The organism is Pseudomonas sp. LBUM1678 (assembly GCF_059695575.1).
Window position 1 is genome coordinate 1,071,807 of the sequence record NZ_CP166775.1, and the last position, 17,917, is coordinate 1,089,723.

General features: G+C 59.8%; 14 protein-coding genes. 4 read left to right on the forward strand and 10 right to left on the reverse strand.

Annotated elements, in window-relative coordinates; genetic code table 11:
• The first annotated feature begins 66 nt into the window (after positions 1–66).
• Genes ACA070_RS04705 through ACA070_RS04715 form a run of 3 tightly spaced genes read left to right on the forward strand, consistent with a single transcriptional unit; the run spans position 67 to position 3,323 of the window.
• Complete coding sequence (locus ACA070_RS04705) at positions 67–2,259, forward strand: FUSC family protein (protein ID WP_497450227.1); 2,193 nt, start codon at positions 67–69, stop codon at positions 2,257–2,259.
• Entirely contained in the window at positions 2,249–2,449 is a 201-nt protein-coding gene (locus ACA070_RS04710) for a DUF1656 domain-containing protein (protein ID WP_253553025.1), read from the forward strand. Before ACA070_RS04705 ends, ACA070_RS04710 begins: the two co-directional genes overlap by 11 nt.
• 10 nt (positions 2,450–2,459) lie before the next feature.
• On the forward strand, positions 2,460–3,323 hold the full coding sequence (locus ACA070_RS04715; RefSeq protein ID WP_497450228.1) for an efflux RND transporter periplasmic adaptor subunit: 864 nt from the start codon (positions 2,460–2,462) through the stop codon (positions 3,321–3,323).
• Between the two features lie 107 nt (positions 3,324–3,430).
• On the opposite strand, the gene ACA070_RS04720 is transcribed toward ACA070_RS04715, so the two are convergent.
• From ACA070_RS04720 to ACA070_RS04730, 3 genes are all read right to left on the reverse strand, one after another.
• Positions 3,431–3,829: a DUF4440 domain-containing protein gene (locus ACA070_RS04720; RefSeq protein WP_497450229.1), complete on the reverse strand. Its 399-nt coding sequence runs from the start codon at positions 3,827–3,829 to the stop codon at positions 3,431–3,433.
• Between the two features lie 119 nt (positions 3,830–3,948).
• Positions 3,949–4,773, reverse strand: coding sequence for an SDR family oxidoreductase (locus tag ACA070_RS04725; RefSeq protein WP_497450230.1), 825 nt, complete (start codon positions 4,771–4,773; stop codon positions 3,949–3,951).
• 32 nt (positions 4,774–4,805) lie between these two features.
• The gene (locus ACA070_RS04730; protein ID WP_131063464.1) at positions 4,806–5,270 is read right to left on the reverse strand and encodes a multidrug transporter; all 465 of its coding nucleotides are present in this window, start codon (positions 5,268–5,270) and stop codon (positions 4,806–4,808) included.
• A gap of 166 nt (positions 5,271–5,436) precedes the next feature.
• Between ACA070_RS04730 and ACA070_RS04735 the strand changes: the two genes are divergently transcribed.
• Positions 5,437–8,304: an RHS repeat domain-containing protein gene (locus ACA070_RS04735; RefSeq protein WP_497450231.1), complete on the forward strand. Its 2,868-nt coding sequence runs from the start codon at positions 5,437–5,439 to the stop codon at positions 8,302–8,304.
• 81 nt (positions 8,305–8,385) lie between these two features.
• Here ACA070_RS04735 and ACA070_RS04740 read toward each other — a convergent pair whose 3' ends face one another.
• The 7 genes from ACA070_RS04740 to algG form a co-directional block, all read right to left on the reverse strand.
• Positions 8,386–9,837, reverse strand: a complete 1,452-nt coding sequence (locus ACA070_RS04740) for a mannose-1-phosphate guanylyltransferase/mannose-6-phosphate isomerase (RefSeq protein WP_497450232.1) — start codon at positions 9,835–9,837, stop codon at positions 8,386–8,388.
• A 260-nt stretch (positions 9,838–10,097) separates the two neighbouring features.
• Positions 10,098–10,751 (reverse strand): alginate O-acetyltransferase AlgF, encoded by a 654-nt coding sequence (locus tag ACA070_RS04745; RefSeq protein ID WP_497450233.1) that lies wholly within the window; start codon positions 10,749–10,751, stop codon positions 10,098–10,100.
• A 17-nt stretch (positions 10,752–10,768) separates the two neighbouring features.
• Complete coding sequence (locus ACA070_RS04750) at positions 10,769–11,944, reverse strand: alginate O-acetyltransferase (RefSeq protein WP_497450234.1); 1,176 nt, start codon at positions 11,942–11,944, stop codon at positions 10,769–10,771.
• An 11-nt stretch (positions 11,945–11,955) separates the two neighbouring features.
• Positions 11,956–13,521 carry an MBOAT family O-acyltransferase gene (locus ACA070_RS04755; RefSeq protein WP_497450235.1) on the reverse strand — a complete coding sequence of 522 codons (1,566 nt, stop codon included), beginning with the start codon at positions 13,519–13,521 and terminating at the stop codon, positions 11,956–11,958.
• A gap of 198 nt (positions 13,522–13,719) precedes the next feature.
• Positions 13,720–14,844 (reverse strand): mannuronate-specific alginate lyase, encoded by a 1,125-nt coding sequence (locus ACA070_RS04760; RefSeq protein WP_497450236.1) that lies wholly within the window; start codon positions 14,842–14,844, stop codon positions 13,720–13,722.
• A 7-nt stretch (positions 14,845–14,851) separates the two neighbouring features.
• Positions 14,852–16,300, reverse strand: a complete 1,449-nt coding sequence (locus ACA070_RS04765) for an alginate O-acetyltransferase (RefSeq protein ID WP_497450237.1) — start codon at positions 16,298–16,300, stop codon at positions 14,852–14,854.
• A 10-nt stretch (positions 16,301–16,310) separates the two neighbouring features.
• A complete protein-coding gene (gene algG, locus ACA070_RS04770; protein WP_497450238.1) occupies positions 16,311–17,900 on the reverse strand; it encodes a mannuronan 5-epimerase AlgG in 1,590 nt (529 codons plus the stop codon).
• Between the last annotated feature and the right edge of the window lie 17 nt (positions 17,901–17,917).

Here is a 17,917-nt window from a genome sequence, read left to right on the forward strand (position 1 = left end):
GCAATCGCCAGCAGGCTGGCTCCCACAGGTTCCGAACCGTGTCTGAATTTCAATGAACAGGATTCCATGACTCCCTCGCCCGCACCGCTGCGCTGGCTTTATTCCCTCGAATGGCGCCGGGGTTTTTTCGACTGGGCACGCAGCGACGGCGTGACCTGGGTCTACATTTTCAAAGTGCTGTTCGCCGCGTTCCTGACGCTGTGGCTGGCGATGCGTCTGGAGTTGCCGCAACCGCGCACGGCGATGATCACCGTGTTTATCGTCATGCAGCCGCAAAGCGGTCAGGTGTTCGCCAAGAGTTTTTATCGCTTTCTGGGCACCTTGGCCGGGTCGGCGGTGATGGTTGTGTTGATTGCCTTGTTCGCCCAGAACACCGAACTGTTCCTCGGCTCGATGGCGATTTGGGTCGGCATCTGTTCGGCCGGCGCCGCGCGGTATCGCAACTTTCGCGCTTACGGTTTTGTGCTCGCCGGGTACACCGCCGCGATGGTAGGTTTGCCCGCATTGGCGCACCCGGACGGCGCGTTCATGGCGGCGGTCTGGCGGGTGCTGGAAATCTCCTTGGGGATTCTCTGCGCCACCGTGGTCAGCGCCGCGATCCTGCCGCAAACCGCCAGCGCGGCGATGCGCAACGCCTTGTATCAGCGCTTCGGTGTGTTCGCCTTGTTCGTTACCGATGGCCTGCGCGGTCGCAGCAAACGGGAGGCTTTCGAGGCCAGTAACGTGCGCTTTATCGCCGAGGCTGTCGGGCTGGAAGGGCTGCGCAGCGTCACCGTGTTCGAAGACCCGCACATGCGTCGGCGCAACGGTCGGCTCAGTCGTTTGAACAGCGAATTCATGGGCATCACCACGCGGTTCAACGCCTTGCACCAATTGCTCGAACGCTTGCACAGCAGCGGCACCGATCACGTGGTGGCGGCGATCAAACCGGGCCTTGAGGACCTGGCGGAATTGCTCGACGGCTTCAGCGGTCGCTCCTTGACCAGCCCCGACGCCGCACGCCTGACCAGCGCATTGGCGACTTACAAGGAGAACCTGCCGGCGCGGGTTCGCAGCCTGCGGGCGACCTTTCAGGAGAGCGATCCGAGCGACGCCGAGCAGCTCGATTTCCACACCGCGTACGAACTGCTCTATCGCTTCGTCGACGAGCTGCACAGTTATGCACAGACCCACGCCTCGCTCGCCGATCACAGCCACGCACGGGAGCAATGGGACGAGCCGTTCACCCCGCAAACCAATTGGATGGCCTCGGCGGCGTCGGGGATTCGTGCAGCGTTCATTCTGGCGATGCTGGGCAGTTATTGGGTGGCCACTGCATGGCCGAGCGGGGCAACGATGACCCTGATCGCCGCTGCCACCGTCGGCCTTTCCGCCGCGACACCCAACCCGAAACGCATGGCGTTCCAGATGGCGTGCGGGACTTTCCTCGGGGCATTGATCGGCTTCGTCGAGATGTTTTTCATCTTCCCGCGGATCGACGGTTTTCCTTTGCTGTGCATGATGCTCGCACCGGTGATCGTGCTCGGCTCGTTCCTCACTTCGCGGCCGCAATACGCCGGTGTCGGCCTCGGTTTGCTGATCTTCTTCAGCACCGGTTCGGTGCCGGACAACCTCACCGTCTACAACCCTTACGCGTTCATCAACGACTACATCGCCATGGTGCTCGGCATGCTGGTGTGCGCGGCGGCCGGGGCGATCATTCTGCCGCCGAACAGCCGCTGGTTATGGCGCCGGCTCGAGCAGGATTTGCGCGGGCAAGTGGTGTACGCGATCAGCGGCAAACTCAAGGGCCTGGCTTCGAGTTTCGAAAGCCGCACCCGGGATTTGCTGCATCAGGCCTATGGTCTTGCGGCGGGCCAGCCGCAGGTGCAACGGGACTTGCTGCGCTGGATGTTCGTGGTGCTGGAGGTCGGCCACGCGATCATCGAGTTGCGCAAGGAACAGGCGATTCTGCCGGTGCATCCGGCCTACGCCGAATCCCAGCCGTGGCGCCAGGCGATCCGCGTGATGGGCCGCTCGCTGGTGCGGCTGTTTCTGCAACCAAGCCAGAGCAATCTGGAGCGCGGATTGATCGCGGTCGACCATGCCATCAGTCGCGTGCAAGCCACCGACGAACCGTTCGCGCCGCACTTCGATACCTCGGCGTTGCGTCGGGTGAAGAGTTATTTGCACTTCATCCGCACCTCGTTGCTCGACCCGCAATCACCGCTCGCTACGTACGCCGGCACCCAGCCCCAAGGACTTGAACATGCCTCGTGAAATCGCCTTCCACGGCGTATACATGCCGACCATGACGCTGATGTTTTTCATCGCCGCGGCACTGGCCTGGGCGCTGGACCGGTTGCTGTCCGGGTTCGATCTGTACCGTTTTTTCTGGCACCCGGCGCTGCTGCGCCTGAGTCTGTTTACCTGTCTGTTCGGCGCCCTGGCGCTGACTGTCTACCGTTGAGACGCTCCTCATGAAAAAGCTTTTCAGCCTGCTCGCCACTCTGCTGGTGCTGGCCCTCGCGATAGGGATCGGCCGCACCCTGTGGGTGCATTACATGGACACGCCGTGGACCCGTGACGGCCGGGTGCGCGCCGACATCATTAACGTCGCCGCCGACGTCACCGGGGAAGTGGTGGAGGTGCCGGTGCGCGACAATCAGCTGGTGAAGAAGGGCGATCTGCTGATGCGCATCGACCCCGAGCATTACCGCATCGCGGTCAAACAGGCGCAGTCGCTGGTGGCCTCGCGCAAGTCGACGTGGGAAATGCGCAAGGTCAACGCCCATCGTCGTGCCGACATGGATGCGTTGGTGATCTCCAAAGAAAACCGCGACGACGCCAGCAACATCGCCGACTCGGCCCTGGCCGATTACCAGCATGCCCAAGCACAACTGGAAGCGGCTGAACTGAACCTCAAACGCACCGAAGTCCGCGCAGCGGTGGACGGTTACGTCACCAACCTTAACGTGCATCGCGGCGACTACGCGCGCATAGGCGAAGCGAAAATGGCCGTGGTCGATATGAACTCGTTCTGGGTGTATGGCTTCTTCGAGGAAACCAAACTGCCGCACGTGCGGGTGGGCGACAAGGCCGACATGCAGTTGATGAGCGGCGAAGTGCTGAAGGGGCATGTGGAGAGTATTTCTCGCGGCATCTACGACCGGGATAACCCGGAAAGTCGCGAGCTGATTGCGGACGTGAACCCGACGTTCAACTGGGTGCGCCTGGCACAGCGAGTGCCGGTGCGGATACACATTGATGAAGTGCCGGAGGGGGTGCTGTTGGCGGCGGGGATTACGTGTACCGTCGTTGTTAAATCAGCGGCTGACGAGTAACCCTGTGGCGAGGGAGCTTGCTCCCGCTGGACTGCGGAGCAGTCCCATTCGAGGGCCGCGTCGCTGCCCAGCGGGAGCAAGCTCCCTCACCACAAAAGACAACCCTGTCAGCCTTTGCAAAACGTCTCATGCAAATGCCGCCAAATCACCTTGCCACCGGCCTGTTTCTCAAACACCACCGTCGACCGGCGATCCGAGTGCAGCCCCGTCGCATCAGTCTGCTGCTCGCGATAACTCACCACCGCGCCACCGTCGTACAGCGCGACACCGCGCAACTCGCTGAGCTCAATTCTGAACCCGAGCTTCTTCCCGCCTGCCAGCAAAAACAACTCGCTCAATGCGTCGAAATCCAGCACCCGGCCTAGCGGTGAGACCATGGAAAACTGCGGCGAAAAACGCGTCAGCAAGTGTTCAAGCGCGGATTCGTCCTGGTCTTCGGCCAGCCATTGTTCGATGGCGACGTGGGCCTGGATCACTTCGTCAAAGTATTCGGTGTAGTCGGTCATGTTTGATTCCTGAAAATCTGTGGAGTCTGTTCCGGCGCCTTCGCGAGCAGGCTCGCTCCTACATTTGAAATGTATTTCCCTGTGGGAGCGAGCCTGCTCGCGATGAGGTCAACCCGGTCTCAGAGTTGCCCGCGCAAGCCGAACCGCTTCATCAACCCTGCCTCCAACAACCCTTTAGGCAGCAACCCCGCCAACAACGGCAACGCCCGGCTACCATTGCCCAGGCGAATCAGCCGCGGTGGTTTGCCCTGCTGCACAGCCTTGAGCAAACCAACCGCAAACTCCTTGGCCGGCGTCGGTTTGTCCTGAGAGGCCTTGGCCCGCGCACGAATGCCTTCACGCAGCGGAAACCATGGCGATTGCTCGGTGATCAACTGCTCCGCCTCATGACCGGCATTCTTGGCGAAGCTGGATTCGATCGCACCCGGCTGCACCTCCATCACGCGGACACCAAACGGTGCCAACTCCATGCGCAATGCGTCGCTCAACGCATGCACCGCCGCTTTCGAAGCGCAATACGCGCCGGCAAACGGAGTGACCAACACCCCGGAAACGCTGCCGATGTTCACCACGATCCCTTTGGCGCGGCGCAGCACCGGGAACAGCGCGCGGGTCACACCGACAATCGCAAACACATTGGTTTCGAACTGGCGCTGCATCGCTGGCACGCCGCCGTCCAGCAACGGCCCCATCGCGCCATAACCGGCGTTGTTGATCAGCACATCAAGGCCGCCATGTTGCTGGTTGATGCGCTCGCTCAGCTGTTCGAGTGCCGCGCCGTCGTTGACGTCCAATTGCACAGCGGTGAAACCGGCGGCGGCCAGAACCGCCACATCTTCAGCCTTGCGGGCGCTGGCCCATACTTCGTATCCGGCACCTTTGAACACATCGGCGAGGGCGCGGCCAATGCCGCTGGAGCAACCGGTAATTAACGCAACGGGCATGGCGCGGTCCTTGTGCAAAAAAAAATAGGGGATCAGTCGGAGAAACTACCCTGCAAACGCTCGGCGCGAAACTCCAGGGTTTGCGGGCGATAGCCAGGACGCAGCGGTGGCAGGGGCAAGCAGTCTTCCCAATTGGCGCCGGCCTGCAGTTCGCCGGGGCCGCGATAGCGCGGGGCGGCGTATTGATTGTCGGCCAGATTGACCGTATCGCCTGGCGCATACGCGGCGACGCGCCAGCGCAACTCGGTCAGCGGCACGTCATTGCCATTGTTCATGGTCAGCTGCAACGGGCGGTCCGCCGGACAGTGTTCCGGCGCGTAGGTGATGCGCAACTCCAGGCGCGCCAGTTGCTTGACCTCGCGGTTGTCCATCCAGATCACCCATGTGGCCACCAGACCCAGACCAATGGCGGCCGCCACAGAGACGGGCAACGCCTTGGCCGGGTAGCGCAGCAATAAAATCAGCCAGGTGATGACCAGCAGGACGCCGATGAACATGTTTGAACGCTCCTTGAACTCATGACCACCATCCTACCGAACGGCTGCGCGAATGGACATTCACGGATCATCCGCGATCACCGTTGGTCGGCACTGTAATTTCTGACAGTAGCCAGCCCCGGTCACGAGGAGTTAGATATCCGCAGGCAAACAGGGACGAACCGGCATGCAGGCCTCGACGTTGGGAATGCACTACAAAACCCCCGGATTGTCCGTCTTCGATCCGCGGGGGCTGCCGATCCGTTCGGTGGATTATTGGCGCGAGGTCGAAGGCGCCGCGACTCAGGCGCGCATCAATCGTACCCTCCACGATGCCGCGGGATTCGCGGTCAAACAGTGGGATCCACGGCTTTGGGGGCTACAGCAACAAGATCCGCTGACGCCCGCCAATCTCGTGACCGTGCATTCGCTGTCCGGTCATCCCGTTTGCACGGTCAGCGTCGATGCCGGCTCACAGATCAGTCTGTTCGGCTTGGCCAATCAAGTGCTGCAAGGCTGGGACAGTCGCGGTACACGCCGCGAGATTCACTACGACGACTTGCTTCGCACCGTGGCGGTGTTTGAGCATGTCGCCACGCAGCCCCCCCAATGTGCCGAACGTATGGAATATGGAGGTGCCGATCCGGTTAACCGCGATCGTAACCAATGCGGGCAGTTGATTCGCCAGGATGGCCGCGGCGGGACCGTACTGTTTGATGCGTTTGCGATCACTGGCCAATGCATCAGGCACGTACAGCACTTCACTCGCCAAGCCGTTGCAGCGGATTGGCCGGAGCCGATAGCCGATCGACAAGAACTGCTGGAGCCAGGTGAGGGAGCCCGCACCACATGGCGTTACGGGCCGTTGGGTGATGTGCTGGAAACGGTCGATGCCAGGCAGAACTGCCAGGCCTTTGCCTTTGCCCTTGATGGCCGGCTGCGCCAGAGTGCCTTGAAGCTGGCCGGCAAAATTACTTGGCAAAGGCTGGTCAGCGGGATCGAATACAACGCCGACGGACAGATCCTGCGAGAAGTGGCGGGTAATGGCGTACGAACAACGCTCACGTATTGTCCCGAGGATGGTCGCCTGATGGAGCGACGGGCATACGGTGAAGGCGTCGGGCTGCTACAACACCTGTTCTACCTCTACGACCTAATGGGCAATGTGCTGAGTATCGAAGACAAGGCACTGCCAGTGCGTTACTTCAACAACCAGCGTATTGATCCCGTCAGTCGCTTTATCTACGACAGTCTTTATCAATTGCTCCAGGCGTTTGGCTGGGAGGCGGGCGGTCCCAACCAGGGACCGGATTCAGTCGGTCGCAATGATCCGGCGGCGGTCAGCAATTACCATCAGACCTTCCGCTATGATGTAAGCGGCAACCTGCTGAAGCTGACGCATGTCGGCGCACAAAATCCGGGCCGTGAACTGACCGCCGCGCGTTACAGCAACCGCTGCCTGCCCTGGCGTAACGGTGTGCCACCGACCGAAGAGGAAATCGCCGCCGCGTTTGATGCCAAGGGCAATTTGCTGGAGCTGGATCAGGGACGGTTTCTGACATGGAATCTGCGTAACGAACTGCAATCGGTCAGCCCGGTAGAGCGCGATTCCGGACGCAATGACTTTGAACTCTATCTCTATGATGGCGCTGGCCAGCGGGTGCGCAAAATTCGCTCGTTGCAGACCAATGCCCGAACCGTGACGGCTGAAGTGCGTTACTTGCACGGGCTGGAACTTCGTACCGACAACGGCACCGGGGAGGTGCTGCAGGTCATCACCGCGCAGGCCGGCCTCAATACCGTGCGGGTGTTGCATTGGGAAAGCGCCCCGCCGTCCGGCGTCAACGATCAGTACCGCTACACCCTGGTCGATCACCTGAAATCCTGCACCGTGGAACTGGCTGACGATGCGCAAATCATCAGCCAGGAAGTCTTTTACTCCTATGGCGAAACCGCGTGGTACGCCGGCCCGGATGTGATCGCCATCGACTATAAAACCATTCGTTATTCGGGCAAGGAGCGGGATGCGACAGGGCTTTATTACTATGGATTGCGCTACTACGTACCGTGGTTGTGCCGTTGGCTCAATCCTGACCCCAAAGGTTTCATTGATGGGCCTAATCTTTATCAGATGGTGGGAAATTCTCCCATGACTTACGTCGATAGCGACGGTGGTGAATTGACCGAAGCTTCGCAGCTGAACGACAGCCTGGACAAGCAAAGTTCCTTGTTGAAATCCGTGGGAGGTGGCGCTGCTGACTTCAAGAATTCGCTACTCAATCATGTCTATGCGCAGCATCGTTTCAAAGCGTTGGGCAGGCGTGTCGTGACCCAGCTTGCCAGCAGTGCTGTCAGTTCGGTGGGTACGGCGGCGGGGGCTGCGGCGGGCGGTGCCATTGGTGGGCTGGCAGGTCCTGTGACCGGAGGGTTGGGAAGCAAAGCGGGGGCGGCAGTCGGGGCTAAAGCGGCAAGTGCGCTGATTTCCAGGGTGGTGGATACGTATCAACTGGATCGCCCGATCAGCTTCAAGGGTAACGAAATGAACCCTAAGTCATTCATCGAGGGCGTTGAGCCCAAAAATAAAACCAACCTGAAGACAATAAAATTCGAGCTGTCGGCAATTGACCCCCGGACCCCTGAAGGGCGAGCAAAACTGGGGAAAAAGGTCACCGCCGCCGTTGTCGACAAGGTCGCCAGTAAGCTGGGATCAGAAGCACCGGGCCTGATCAAGACAGGACTCGAGTTTTACCAGGCGTCACAGGGGTTGAATGCCGCATCGCTCAGCGAGGTTTATGACGATACGCCGGTGGTGATCGATATGCTGGAATTCCGGATGCAGGCAATCAAGACAGAGTTCGCCGGCTCCGGCAGTTCAGACCCGAAAGCCTTCGAAGATATTGCCGAGCTCTCCGTGCAAACGGGGGAAGTGGTTCAGCAGTTGAACAGAAATCAGGACTTGATCGGACTTGTCGCGCCCAAACCTTACGCAGGCAGACGGCAGTCACTCAATGGACGGTCAAAGTCAGCTGCGGTTCGGCAGCTGTCACACGGCTGACACCCAAAAAAGCCCCCGCCCAACCCGCTGCGGATAGGGAACGCAGCGAACTGGACGGGGGCTTCTGGTTTTACTTAACGCTTACTGCGCGATGGTTTTCACCGACACGCCGCGTTCGATCGGGGTGGAGCGACCGTAGATATCTTCAAACCGCTCGATATCGTCTTCGCCCAGGTAGCTGCCCGATTGCACTTCGATGATCTCGAGTGGAATCTTGCCCGGGTTGCGCAGACGGTGGACCGAAGCGATCGGGATGTAGGTCGACTGGTTTTCGCAGAGCAGGAACACGTTGTCGTCGCAGGTCACTTCGGCGGTGCCGCTGACCACGATCCAGTGTTCGGCGCGGTGGTGGTGCATTTGCAGCGACAGGCACGCGCCCGGTTTGACCGAGATGTGCTTGACCTGGAAGCGGCCGCCCATGTCCACCGAGTCGTAGGAGCCCCACGGACGATAGACTTCGCAGTGGTTCTGGGTTTCGGTGCGGCCCTGTTCGTTGAGGGTGTTGACCATTTGTTTCACGCCCTGGACCGAGTCCTTGTGCGCGATCATCATGGCGTCCTTGGTTTCGACGACCACGATGTTTTCCAGGCCGATCACCGACACCAGTTTGCCGTTGCCGTGGATCATGCAGTTTTTGCTGTCCTGAATGACCACGTCGCCTTTGGTGACGTTACCGTTGACGTCTTTTTCATTCACTTCCCACAGCGACGCCCAGCAACCGACATCGCTCCAGCCGGCGGTCAGCGGTACGACGCAGGCGCGCTGGGTTTTTTCCATCACGGAGTAGTCGATGGAATTGTCCGGGCAGCAGGCGAAGGTGGCTTCGTCGATGGTGATGGTGTCAGCATCCTGTTTGCTGCGCTCAAGGGTCAGCAGGCAGGTGTCGTAGATGTCCGGATCGTGTTTTTTCAGCTCTTCCAGGAAGCGGCTGGCGCGGAACAGGAACATGCCGCTGTTCCAGAAATAACCGCCGGACTGGACGAATTCGGTAGCGCGTTTGACGTCCGGTTTTTCGACGAAGTGCGAGACACGGCTGACGCCTTCAGGCAGCAGCGAGTCATTGGTGGACTTGATGTAGCCGTAACCGGTTTCCGGTTTGGTGGCCGGTACGCCGAACAGCACCATTTCGCCGTTTTCGGCAGCGACGGTGGCCAGGGCCAAGGCGCGTTGCAGGGCTTTCTGGTCTTCCAGTACGTGGTCGGCCGGCAGCACCAGCATTAACTCGTCACGACCTTCATTAACCAGCATCATCGCAGTCAGGGCCACGGCCGGCGCAGTGTTGCGGCCGAACGGTTCCATCAGGATGCGCTGGGTTTCCAGTTTACGGTTGGCCAACTGCTCGTTGACGATGAAGCGGTGGTCTTTGTTGCAGACCACGATCGGGGTGTCCATGCCTTCAAACACCAGGCGTTCCAGGGTTTGCTGGAACAGCGTGTGTTCGCCGGTCAGGGCGAGGAACTGTTTAGGGAACTGCTTACGGGAAAGCGGCCAAAGACGTGAGCCGCTACCACCTGACAAGATCACCGGAATCATGTTGTTACTCCTTGAAAATCGTATGGGTCAGAGCTACTGCGTTCTGTCGTTTCACTCTTGTTCTTATTCCGTAGCCAGGCCGTTTCACCGATCTCTGTAGCAGCTGCCGAGCCTGCGAGGCTGCGTTCGAGCGCGGAGCGGTCGCAATTCTGGCAACTCGGTCTCTCTGAAAGACCGAATTTTCCGGTTTTACGACTGCTGCGCAGCCGGACGCAGGCTTCGCCGGCTGCTACAGGGGGATCACCGTCCTGACGAATTTGTTAGCGCGTCGAAACCGGGCGTTTTACCCAGACTGGCGACAGGCTGCTGCCTTTACCGGTGACGTACAGCACGGCGGCTTCACCGCGTTCCAGGGCAACCGGCTTCACGTCGCCGACTTTGGTGGCGCCTTCATACAGGGCCAGGCTGACTTTGACCGGGTTGATTTCACGCTCGCCACGGCCCTTGGCCGCCACGGATGGAACCACTTCGGTCTTGCCGTCAGCGGTTTTCAGGGTCAGGGCCTTGTCGCTGAGGTTCTGTACGCGAATCAGGGATTTCTGCTTGTTCTTGAATGGCGGCTCTTCGATCAGTTGCGGCGCGCCGCTGGCGTTGTTGACCAGGGTGTAATAGTGGTCGCCGGCCAGTTTCACCGGCAGGGTCTGGCTGCCGACCTTGGCGCTGTAGTCGCCGCCCGGCATGAAGCTGAAGTCAGTGCTGGACAGCGGCGCGACTTCGGCCAGGTTGGTGCTGCCGACGGTGGCGCTGACTTCAGCGTTACCGGCGTTGTAGACACGTACGAAGCTCGAACCTTTTGGTGCAGTCGGGCCATAGAGTGCGGCGTCGCCAGCGAAGGCGGACATCGACAACACGCTCATGCCAGCGACGAGTGCGAAGGTCTTGGCGAGACGGCGAGGAGTAGTAGTGAAAGTCATGGTAGTACCTCTCTCTTTCAGTTTTGCGCCCGGTCGGGCGTCTCGGATTTAGTGTTTGCGGCTACGTTTTGTTGGCGAGCACCAGCTTCTTTGAGCTCTGCGACCCACTGCGGGTCGGCGTCGCCGATTTCGTTGTTCACAGGCAGATAACGTTCAGGAAACTCCCAGATCAGCACCTGTGGCGGGCTGTTCTTGAAAGCATCACTTTTCAGGTAGCTGAGCATCGGCAGAATCGGGCCGTGGCCGTCTTCGGCGTAATTGACCACGTCGCTGTTCAGCGCTTGTTTCAGCGCACCGACGAAGTTCCAGTTAGGGTTGGCGCTGTAGCTGGTGCCGATCAGGGCCACCGGCACTTCAGTGTTGGCGAACAGCGCGTCGTCACCGGCAGGCTGGTCTTGTGCGACCACGGTGTTGCGCTTTTGCAGCGGTTCAGTCTTCGGCATCAGGTTTTCGAACAGCGGGTCCAGCGGCAGGAACAACCGCAGGTCGCCCTTGTGCGTGACTTTCTCCGCAGGTTCGGTGACGAAGCGTTGCGGCTCGCCACTGAGCGGGGTTTTCTCGGCAATGGTCTTGGCCAGGGTCTCGGCGGCGATTTGCGCGCCTTCCGGGGTCCAGTGGGTGTCGGTGCGCAAGAACACTTGCTGACCGTCGAGCTTGGCTCTCAGCATCGGGCCGAACAGGTCGGGCGCGATGATCTTGTTGGCCGCCACACGAGCGTGGAAGTCTTCATAGAGGTTGGCGTGAATGCTCGAAGGCTTCACTTGGCCCAGGTGTTCCGGGTACAGGCGAGTCTTGGCCGGCACGATCGCCATCACCAGTTTCACGCCCTTGGCTTTCAATTCCTGACGCACGCCTTCTACGAGCGCGTAGTTGCCTTGCAGGTTCAACTCTTCGTTGACGATCGGGTTGAATTCTTCATCGCTGTACAACCATTGATCGCGACCGAGCACCACGCCCGGACGACCTTCGTTGAACAGTTTGAAATCCAGCGCGGCCCAAAGGTTGGTGCCCAGGCGCTTGATCGGGAACTCTTCGTCGTAATGCGTTTCCACGGCTTTGGCCCAGCGGCCGTTGAGCACCGTTGCATCGGCGTTGGTGCTGAAGCCGAAGAAGCTGCGCGTAGACCACAGGCCCAGGACCAGTAAGGTCACCATGAACAGGGCGATGTAGAAGATACGTAATGAGCGGGTCATGGTCAGATCCCTCAGAACTGGAAGTAAAGGAACGGCGAGAAGCTTTGCGCCGAGAGTTTGAAAATCGAGGCGATGAACAGCACCAGTACCAGCGTGCGCATCACGTAACGGGACCAGTCCGCAGTCCAGTAGGCCGGTTGCACGGTGGCTTCAACGCCGACGGTGTAGCCAGGCTCGTGGATGCTGGCCGGGTTGTCGCCCGGTACGGCTTTGATCATTCCAGGTGTGGCAGCGGCAGGGCCGTCGGCCTCGACGTTGACCGCAGGCTTGGTCTTCTCGGGCGGCAGGTTGCTGTAGAAATCGCGGATGCCGAAGAACGCCAGGGTCATGTAAGCCACCACCAGGGTTGCCACTTGCAGGCCGGTCAGGCTGGCCGCGTTGAGTTCTGACAGCGACCATTCGCCGAAGCTGAACATCGCACCGTACATACGACCGGCGACGTGCAGGTTTTCCGAGCGGAAGATCACCCAGCCCATGACCACGAGCAGGAAGGTCAGTGCCCAGCGGATCGGGTTGATGCTGCGTGGCGAGGTGTTCAGGCCCAGGGCCTTTTCGATCGCCAGCCACATGCCGTGCCAGGCGCCCCAGATGACGTACGTGATGTTCGCGCCGTGCCACAGACCACCGAGCAACATGGTCAGGAACAGGTTGCGATAGGTCATCAACGTGCCTTTGCGGTTACCGCCCAGCGTGATGTACAGATAGTCACGCAACCAGGTCGACAGACTGATGTGCCAGCGACGCCAGAACTCGGTGATCGACTGGCTGATGTATGGCTGCTTGAAGTTTTCCATGAAGCGGAAACCCATCATCAAGCCCAGGCCGATGGCCATGTCGCTGTAGCCGGAGAAGTCGAAGTACAACTGCGCGGTGTAGGCGAGGGCGCCGAGCCAGGCATCGCCCGTGGTCGGGTTCTGCAAGGCGAAGCAGTGGTCGGCCACCACCGCGAGGGTGTCGGCGATGAAGACCTTTTTGATGAAGCCCTGCATGAACCGCGTGGCACCTTCGGAGAACTTGTCGAGGGTGTGGGTGCGGTTGTTGAACTGGTCGGCGAGGTCGCGAAAACGCAGCACCGGGCCGGCGATCAAGTGCGGAAAGATCGCCACGAACGCAGCAAAGTCGATCAGGTTGCGGGTCGCCGGCGTATCACCCCGGTAGACGTCGATGATGTAGCTGATGGACTCGAAGATGTAGAACGAGATCCCGATCGGCAACAGCACGTGGGTCAGGATGAACGGCGACAGACCGACCGAAGTCATCATCGCGTTGATGCTGTCGACGCCGAAGTTGGCGTACTTGAAGTAGCCGAGGATGCACAGGTCGACGCCCACGCCCAGGAGCAACCAGCGCTGTGCCGGTTTGGTCCGAACGCCTGCGGCACCGACTTTGAGGCCGATCCAGTAGTTCCACAGCGTGACGGCTGCGAACAGCGCAAGGAAGTCCACACGCCACCAGGCATAGAACACGTAGCTGGCGAGCAGCAGCAGCAGGTTGCGATAGCGTATTCCGCTTAAGTAATACATGCCGAGAAAGATCGGCAAGAACAAAAACAGGAACACGTTGGATGAAAATACCATCCCGGTCTCTCCATGTTTAACCAACAGTCAAGGGCCAACGGCCCCCCCAAACCCCCCACCGAAAACCGGGGGGTACATGATCGTTCCCACGCTCTGCGTGGGAATGCCTCACTGGACGCTCTGCGTCCGCTTCGGCATGTGACGCGGAGCGTCACGGGCTGCATTCCCACGCAGAGCGTGGGAACGATCACCGATGACTCAACTGCCTTTTTTGCCTTTTTCACTCGCCGGGTCGTAGACCTTGGTCAGGTCACCCCCGAGGCGGAAAGTCTTGAACGGCTGCATCTCGTGTTTTTTCTCGAGCACATCCGGCGAGCAGGTGTAGAGCGTGCAGAACGGTTCCAGCCAGGCAAATTTCGAGTCGACCTTGAGGTCGGTCATGTCCTGTTCCTTGCCGTTCTTTTTCTCGAATTCTTCCGGGTCTTCGACACCCGCAAGTACTCGATCACCCAGGCGTTTCAACGCGCCATTGTTTTCCTGACGCAGATCCACACCGTTGACCAAGGCAAAACTGGCGATCATCGACAGCGGCGGCAGGGCATAGTTGTGATAGGCGAGGGCGCGTTGCTCGCGCTTCAGCTCGTTTGGCAGGAAGCCCTCGGCGTCAATCTGATTGGCGCCGACTTTGTATTCCTTCACCGCCCAGTCGAACAGGTCGCGACGGTTGGTGGCGATGGACGTTGCCATCACCGACCAGGCGGACCAGTACGAGTGGTTGTTGGTTTTTTCCAGCGGCAGGTTGTCCCAATCGCTGACCACCTGATCCGCCATTTTGCTGAACCAGGCTTCAATCAACTGCGACTCTTGCTGATGGTTTGCCAACGGGTGCGAGTCGGAGAACTTCAGGCGAATGTACGAAGACGCCATGCTGCCCAACGCCCATTTGCGCATGGACTTGCCGGTGTGGTTGAAGTCCTTGGACATCAACGCATCAGCCTTGGCCCACGCGGTCAGCCAGTTCAGGGTGCATTCCAGTTGTTCCGGACGTCCGTCACGCATGTACTGCATCACACGCTTGCTGGTGCCGCGCTCAATCTTGGTGATGTCGGCGGTGGTGTCGCGGAAGGCTTTTTCCGAGGCTTCGTTCAGGGTCGAACGAGCCTTGTCGGAACCTTCGTACTTGCTGCGAAATTGCAGCGAGCCGGTGTATGGCGTCGGCATCGCATCACAGCCTTCGCTCTTGTCGCCGGTTTTGACTTTTTCAATCGGCGCGAAGTAACCCTGTGGCGGGCGCAGTGGCGCGGCGGCCTGGGTGGCGCCGGCGAACATGGCCAGCGTCAGCAGGGAGGGTGCGAGTAACTTTTTCAAAGTTCGGGTTTGCATATGAACCTCATTGCCCGGCCTGGGCGGTACGCTGCCCGGCGCCTGGGAATACGTTGCGTTTGCAGATTTTCGCTTCGACTTTCTGTGGCGTGGCACCTGCTTCAGGGCCCTGGATTTCGACGGCCAGCAGATTCTGCGAGGCCCAGTCTTCGTCCGTACGCAACTCAAAGGCAAAGCGCCCGTCGGTGTCGGAAGTTTCCGGTTTTTCGATTTTGATGTCCTCGTGGCGACCGTTCATGTACCAGAGGGTGGCTTGCAGGACTTTCACCGACGCATCGGCGAACTGGATGTCGACCTGGTGACTGCCGTTTTGCAGGTTCAGGTTCTTGCTGTTGACCATTAATTCGTTCTTGCCCGGTTTCAACGTGGTGCTGCCGGTCATCTGTGCATCCTTTCCTTCGCAACCGTTGTCCAGCAGCGCCATCATCTGGCGGTAGATGGTTTCCTGGTCGAGGCGATAGAGCGGCGAGAATTCCCAGATCAGAATCTTCGGCGGCTTGGTCTGGAACTCTTCGCTGCCCAGGTACTGCAGCATCGAACCTTCCAGGCCACCGCCGGGGAACGCCACGTTGAGGATGTCGGCGCCGATGGCCTCTTCGAGGAAACCGGCGAAGTTGTAGTTCTTGCCACTGTGGCTGGTGCCAACCAGGGTGATCTCTGGATTGCCGGAGTCACTGAACAGGTCGCCGTCGGCGGCTTCGCCCTTGGGCTCGGTGGTGAACTGATCCATGTACTGGATCGCGTAGCTGGTGCCACAGAGTTGACCGGCCATGTTGTGTAATGTTCCGGTCTTGCCCATGCGACCCGACTTATGGCTCTCGAATTCGCGCTTCGGAATGTCCGCGAACTCAGGCAATTGCTTGATTTTCTCGCCGACGATTTTCGCTGTGCGCTGGGCGCCGTACGGCGTCCAGTGTTGGTCACCGCGAAAGTAGAAGTCGTGCGCCGGCAGGGTGTCGGGCAGCGATTCGTTGGTCAGCGGCGACAGGTCCGGAACCACGTAGCCCATGGCGGCGAAACGGCCGAGCATGGTCTTGTAGTTCTTCAGCGCCTTGTCGAAATCGAACTTGGCTTTGTCTTCCGGATTCAGCTTGTTGCGGTTCACCAGACCACGGGTTGGCTGGTAAACGACGACCAGTTCTATGCCTTTGCTCTTGAACGCATCGTGCAGCTCTTTCATGCGCTTGTAGCCGGCGGGCGTGGTGTCGAATTCGGTGCGCAAGTCTTCTTGCGTACGGAACAGCCAGTCGCCCTGAGCCTGCACCAGCGTGGTGAAGTTCTGCTGGTAACGCGTGGTGTAGTTCTTCGCGTCGTGGGCTTCGGGGCACAGGTTGCAGCACGGTTCGGCGCTGAAGCTAGGGGCTTTGACTTCATCGGCACGGACGCCGGCGCTGGCCGCGAGAATGCCGGCGGTCAGGGCCGACAGGCTGAGTAATTTGATCAAGTGTGGGTGCATAAAATTATCCTCAGTCCTGCATTTCGGTCTGGCGTTCGACAGGGTCGATCAGCACGGCTTTCTGCTGGCGCACCAGCAGGTCGAGAATTTCATCCTGGCGCTCGCCAAGAATCCCGTTGAAGCTGATGCCGCTGGATTTGGTCGGGGCGAGCATGGACACGCGATACAGCTCGACGCTCAGCGGCGAGTCGATGGACAGCGGTCCGCTGCCGTTGCCGGCCAGTTCGCCACCGACGATGATCAGCGATACTTGGGCATCGAACGGGTCGAGCTTGATGTCCCGGTCGGTGTCGCTCAGGTCCTTGATGTGGCCGTAGACGCCGGTCAGGCCGTTGGCCATGGCGAGGTTTTCGTAGAGGCGAATGTTCACGCTGTTACGAATACGGATGCCGTGGCGACGGTTGCTGATCACCTTGTTGGCCCACAGCAGGTTGTCGCCACTCTCGTAGAGGGTGATGCCGTCCGTGTGGTTCTTGTAGATCTCGTTGTAGGCGATCAGGTTGTTGACGCTGTTACGGTCGATCACCAGGCCCGACAACTTGTTGTCGTAGCTGCGGTTGTTGAAGATGAAGCTGTCGTTGACCTCACGGGAAATGATGATCCCGTGCTTCTTCTTGGTCCCGAAAACGGTGTTGTCCGCGATGATCAGACCGTGGGAACGGTCATGCGGGTCAATGCCGTAGACGATGTTGTCTTTGTAGGTGTTGCCCTTGACCACGAAGTCGCGGGTTTCGTAGCAATAGAAGCCGTACCACATGTCCGAGAACTCGGAGCCGATGATCCAGCCAGTCGGTTCAGGACGCTTGAGCACCTTGGCCATGTTCGGCGTGTACTGGGAAATACTCACGCCGTAAGACTTACTGTTGGCGTAGCCAAAACTGGCCATCTTGCTGTTGGCGATGTAGGTCTGGGTGCCGCCCCAGGCCAGCAGGAACGGACGGAACTCCTTCGGGGACTTGAACGTCGCCGGACCGTTTTCCTTCTCGCGCCAGCCAGTGATCTTGGTATCGCGCACAAACAACTGACCGTCGTTGACCAGGAACGAACCGGCCTCTTGGGACAGGCGCAATTCCTGGGTCTGCTTGTCGATTTCGAGGATGCCGTTTTTGCCGACCACGATCGGCAACTTCGCCAGGAACACACCCGGCGAGGTTTCGCTGAAGTACTGCTTGGGCAGCTTCTTCGCCAGATCCTTGAGGTTCATGTAGCCGTCGTCGACGAAGATCGCCTGCGGGATGCCGTGCTGACGCACCACCCACTCGGCCATCTTGTTGTCGCCGCCGATGAAGTCCTTCAGCGCGTCTTCCTGCATCATCCGGCGCACGCTGATCTTGCCGGCCTTGGTACGCACGATTTTCGCGGCGATGGCTTCGGCGGTGTAGCCGGAGGTGTCCGGCAGTTTTGGCGCAGCCAGTTCCAGCGGCTCGGTCGGTGCGCTGCTGACGGTGTAGGTCTTGGCCTGTTGCAGACCCTTGGCAACGGTCGCCGGCTGCCCTTTCTGGACGGGCGCGGCCGGCTCCACCGTGGCGAAGGCCGCCGAGCTTGCCAGCAGCATCGCGCCGGCCAGCAAGGTCAACGAGCCTCTCTTCGGACTGTTCATGTCAGGAACTCCCTTCG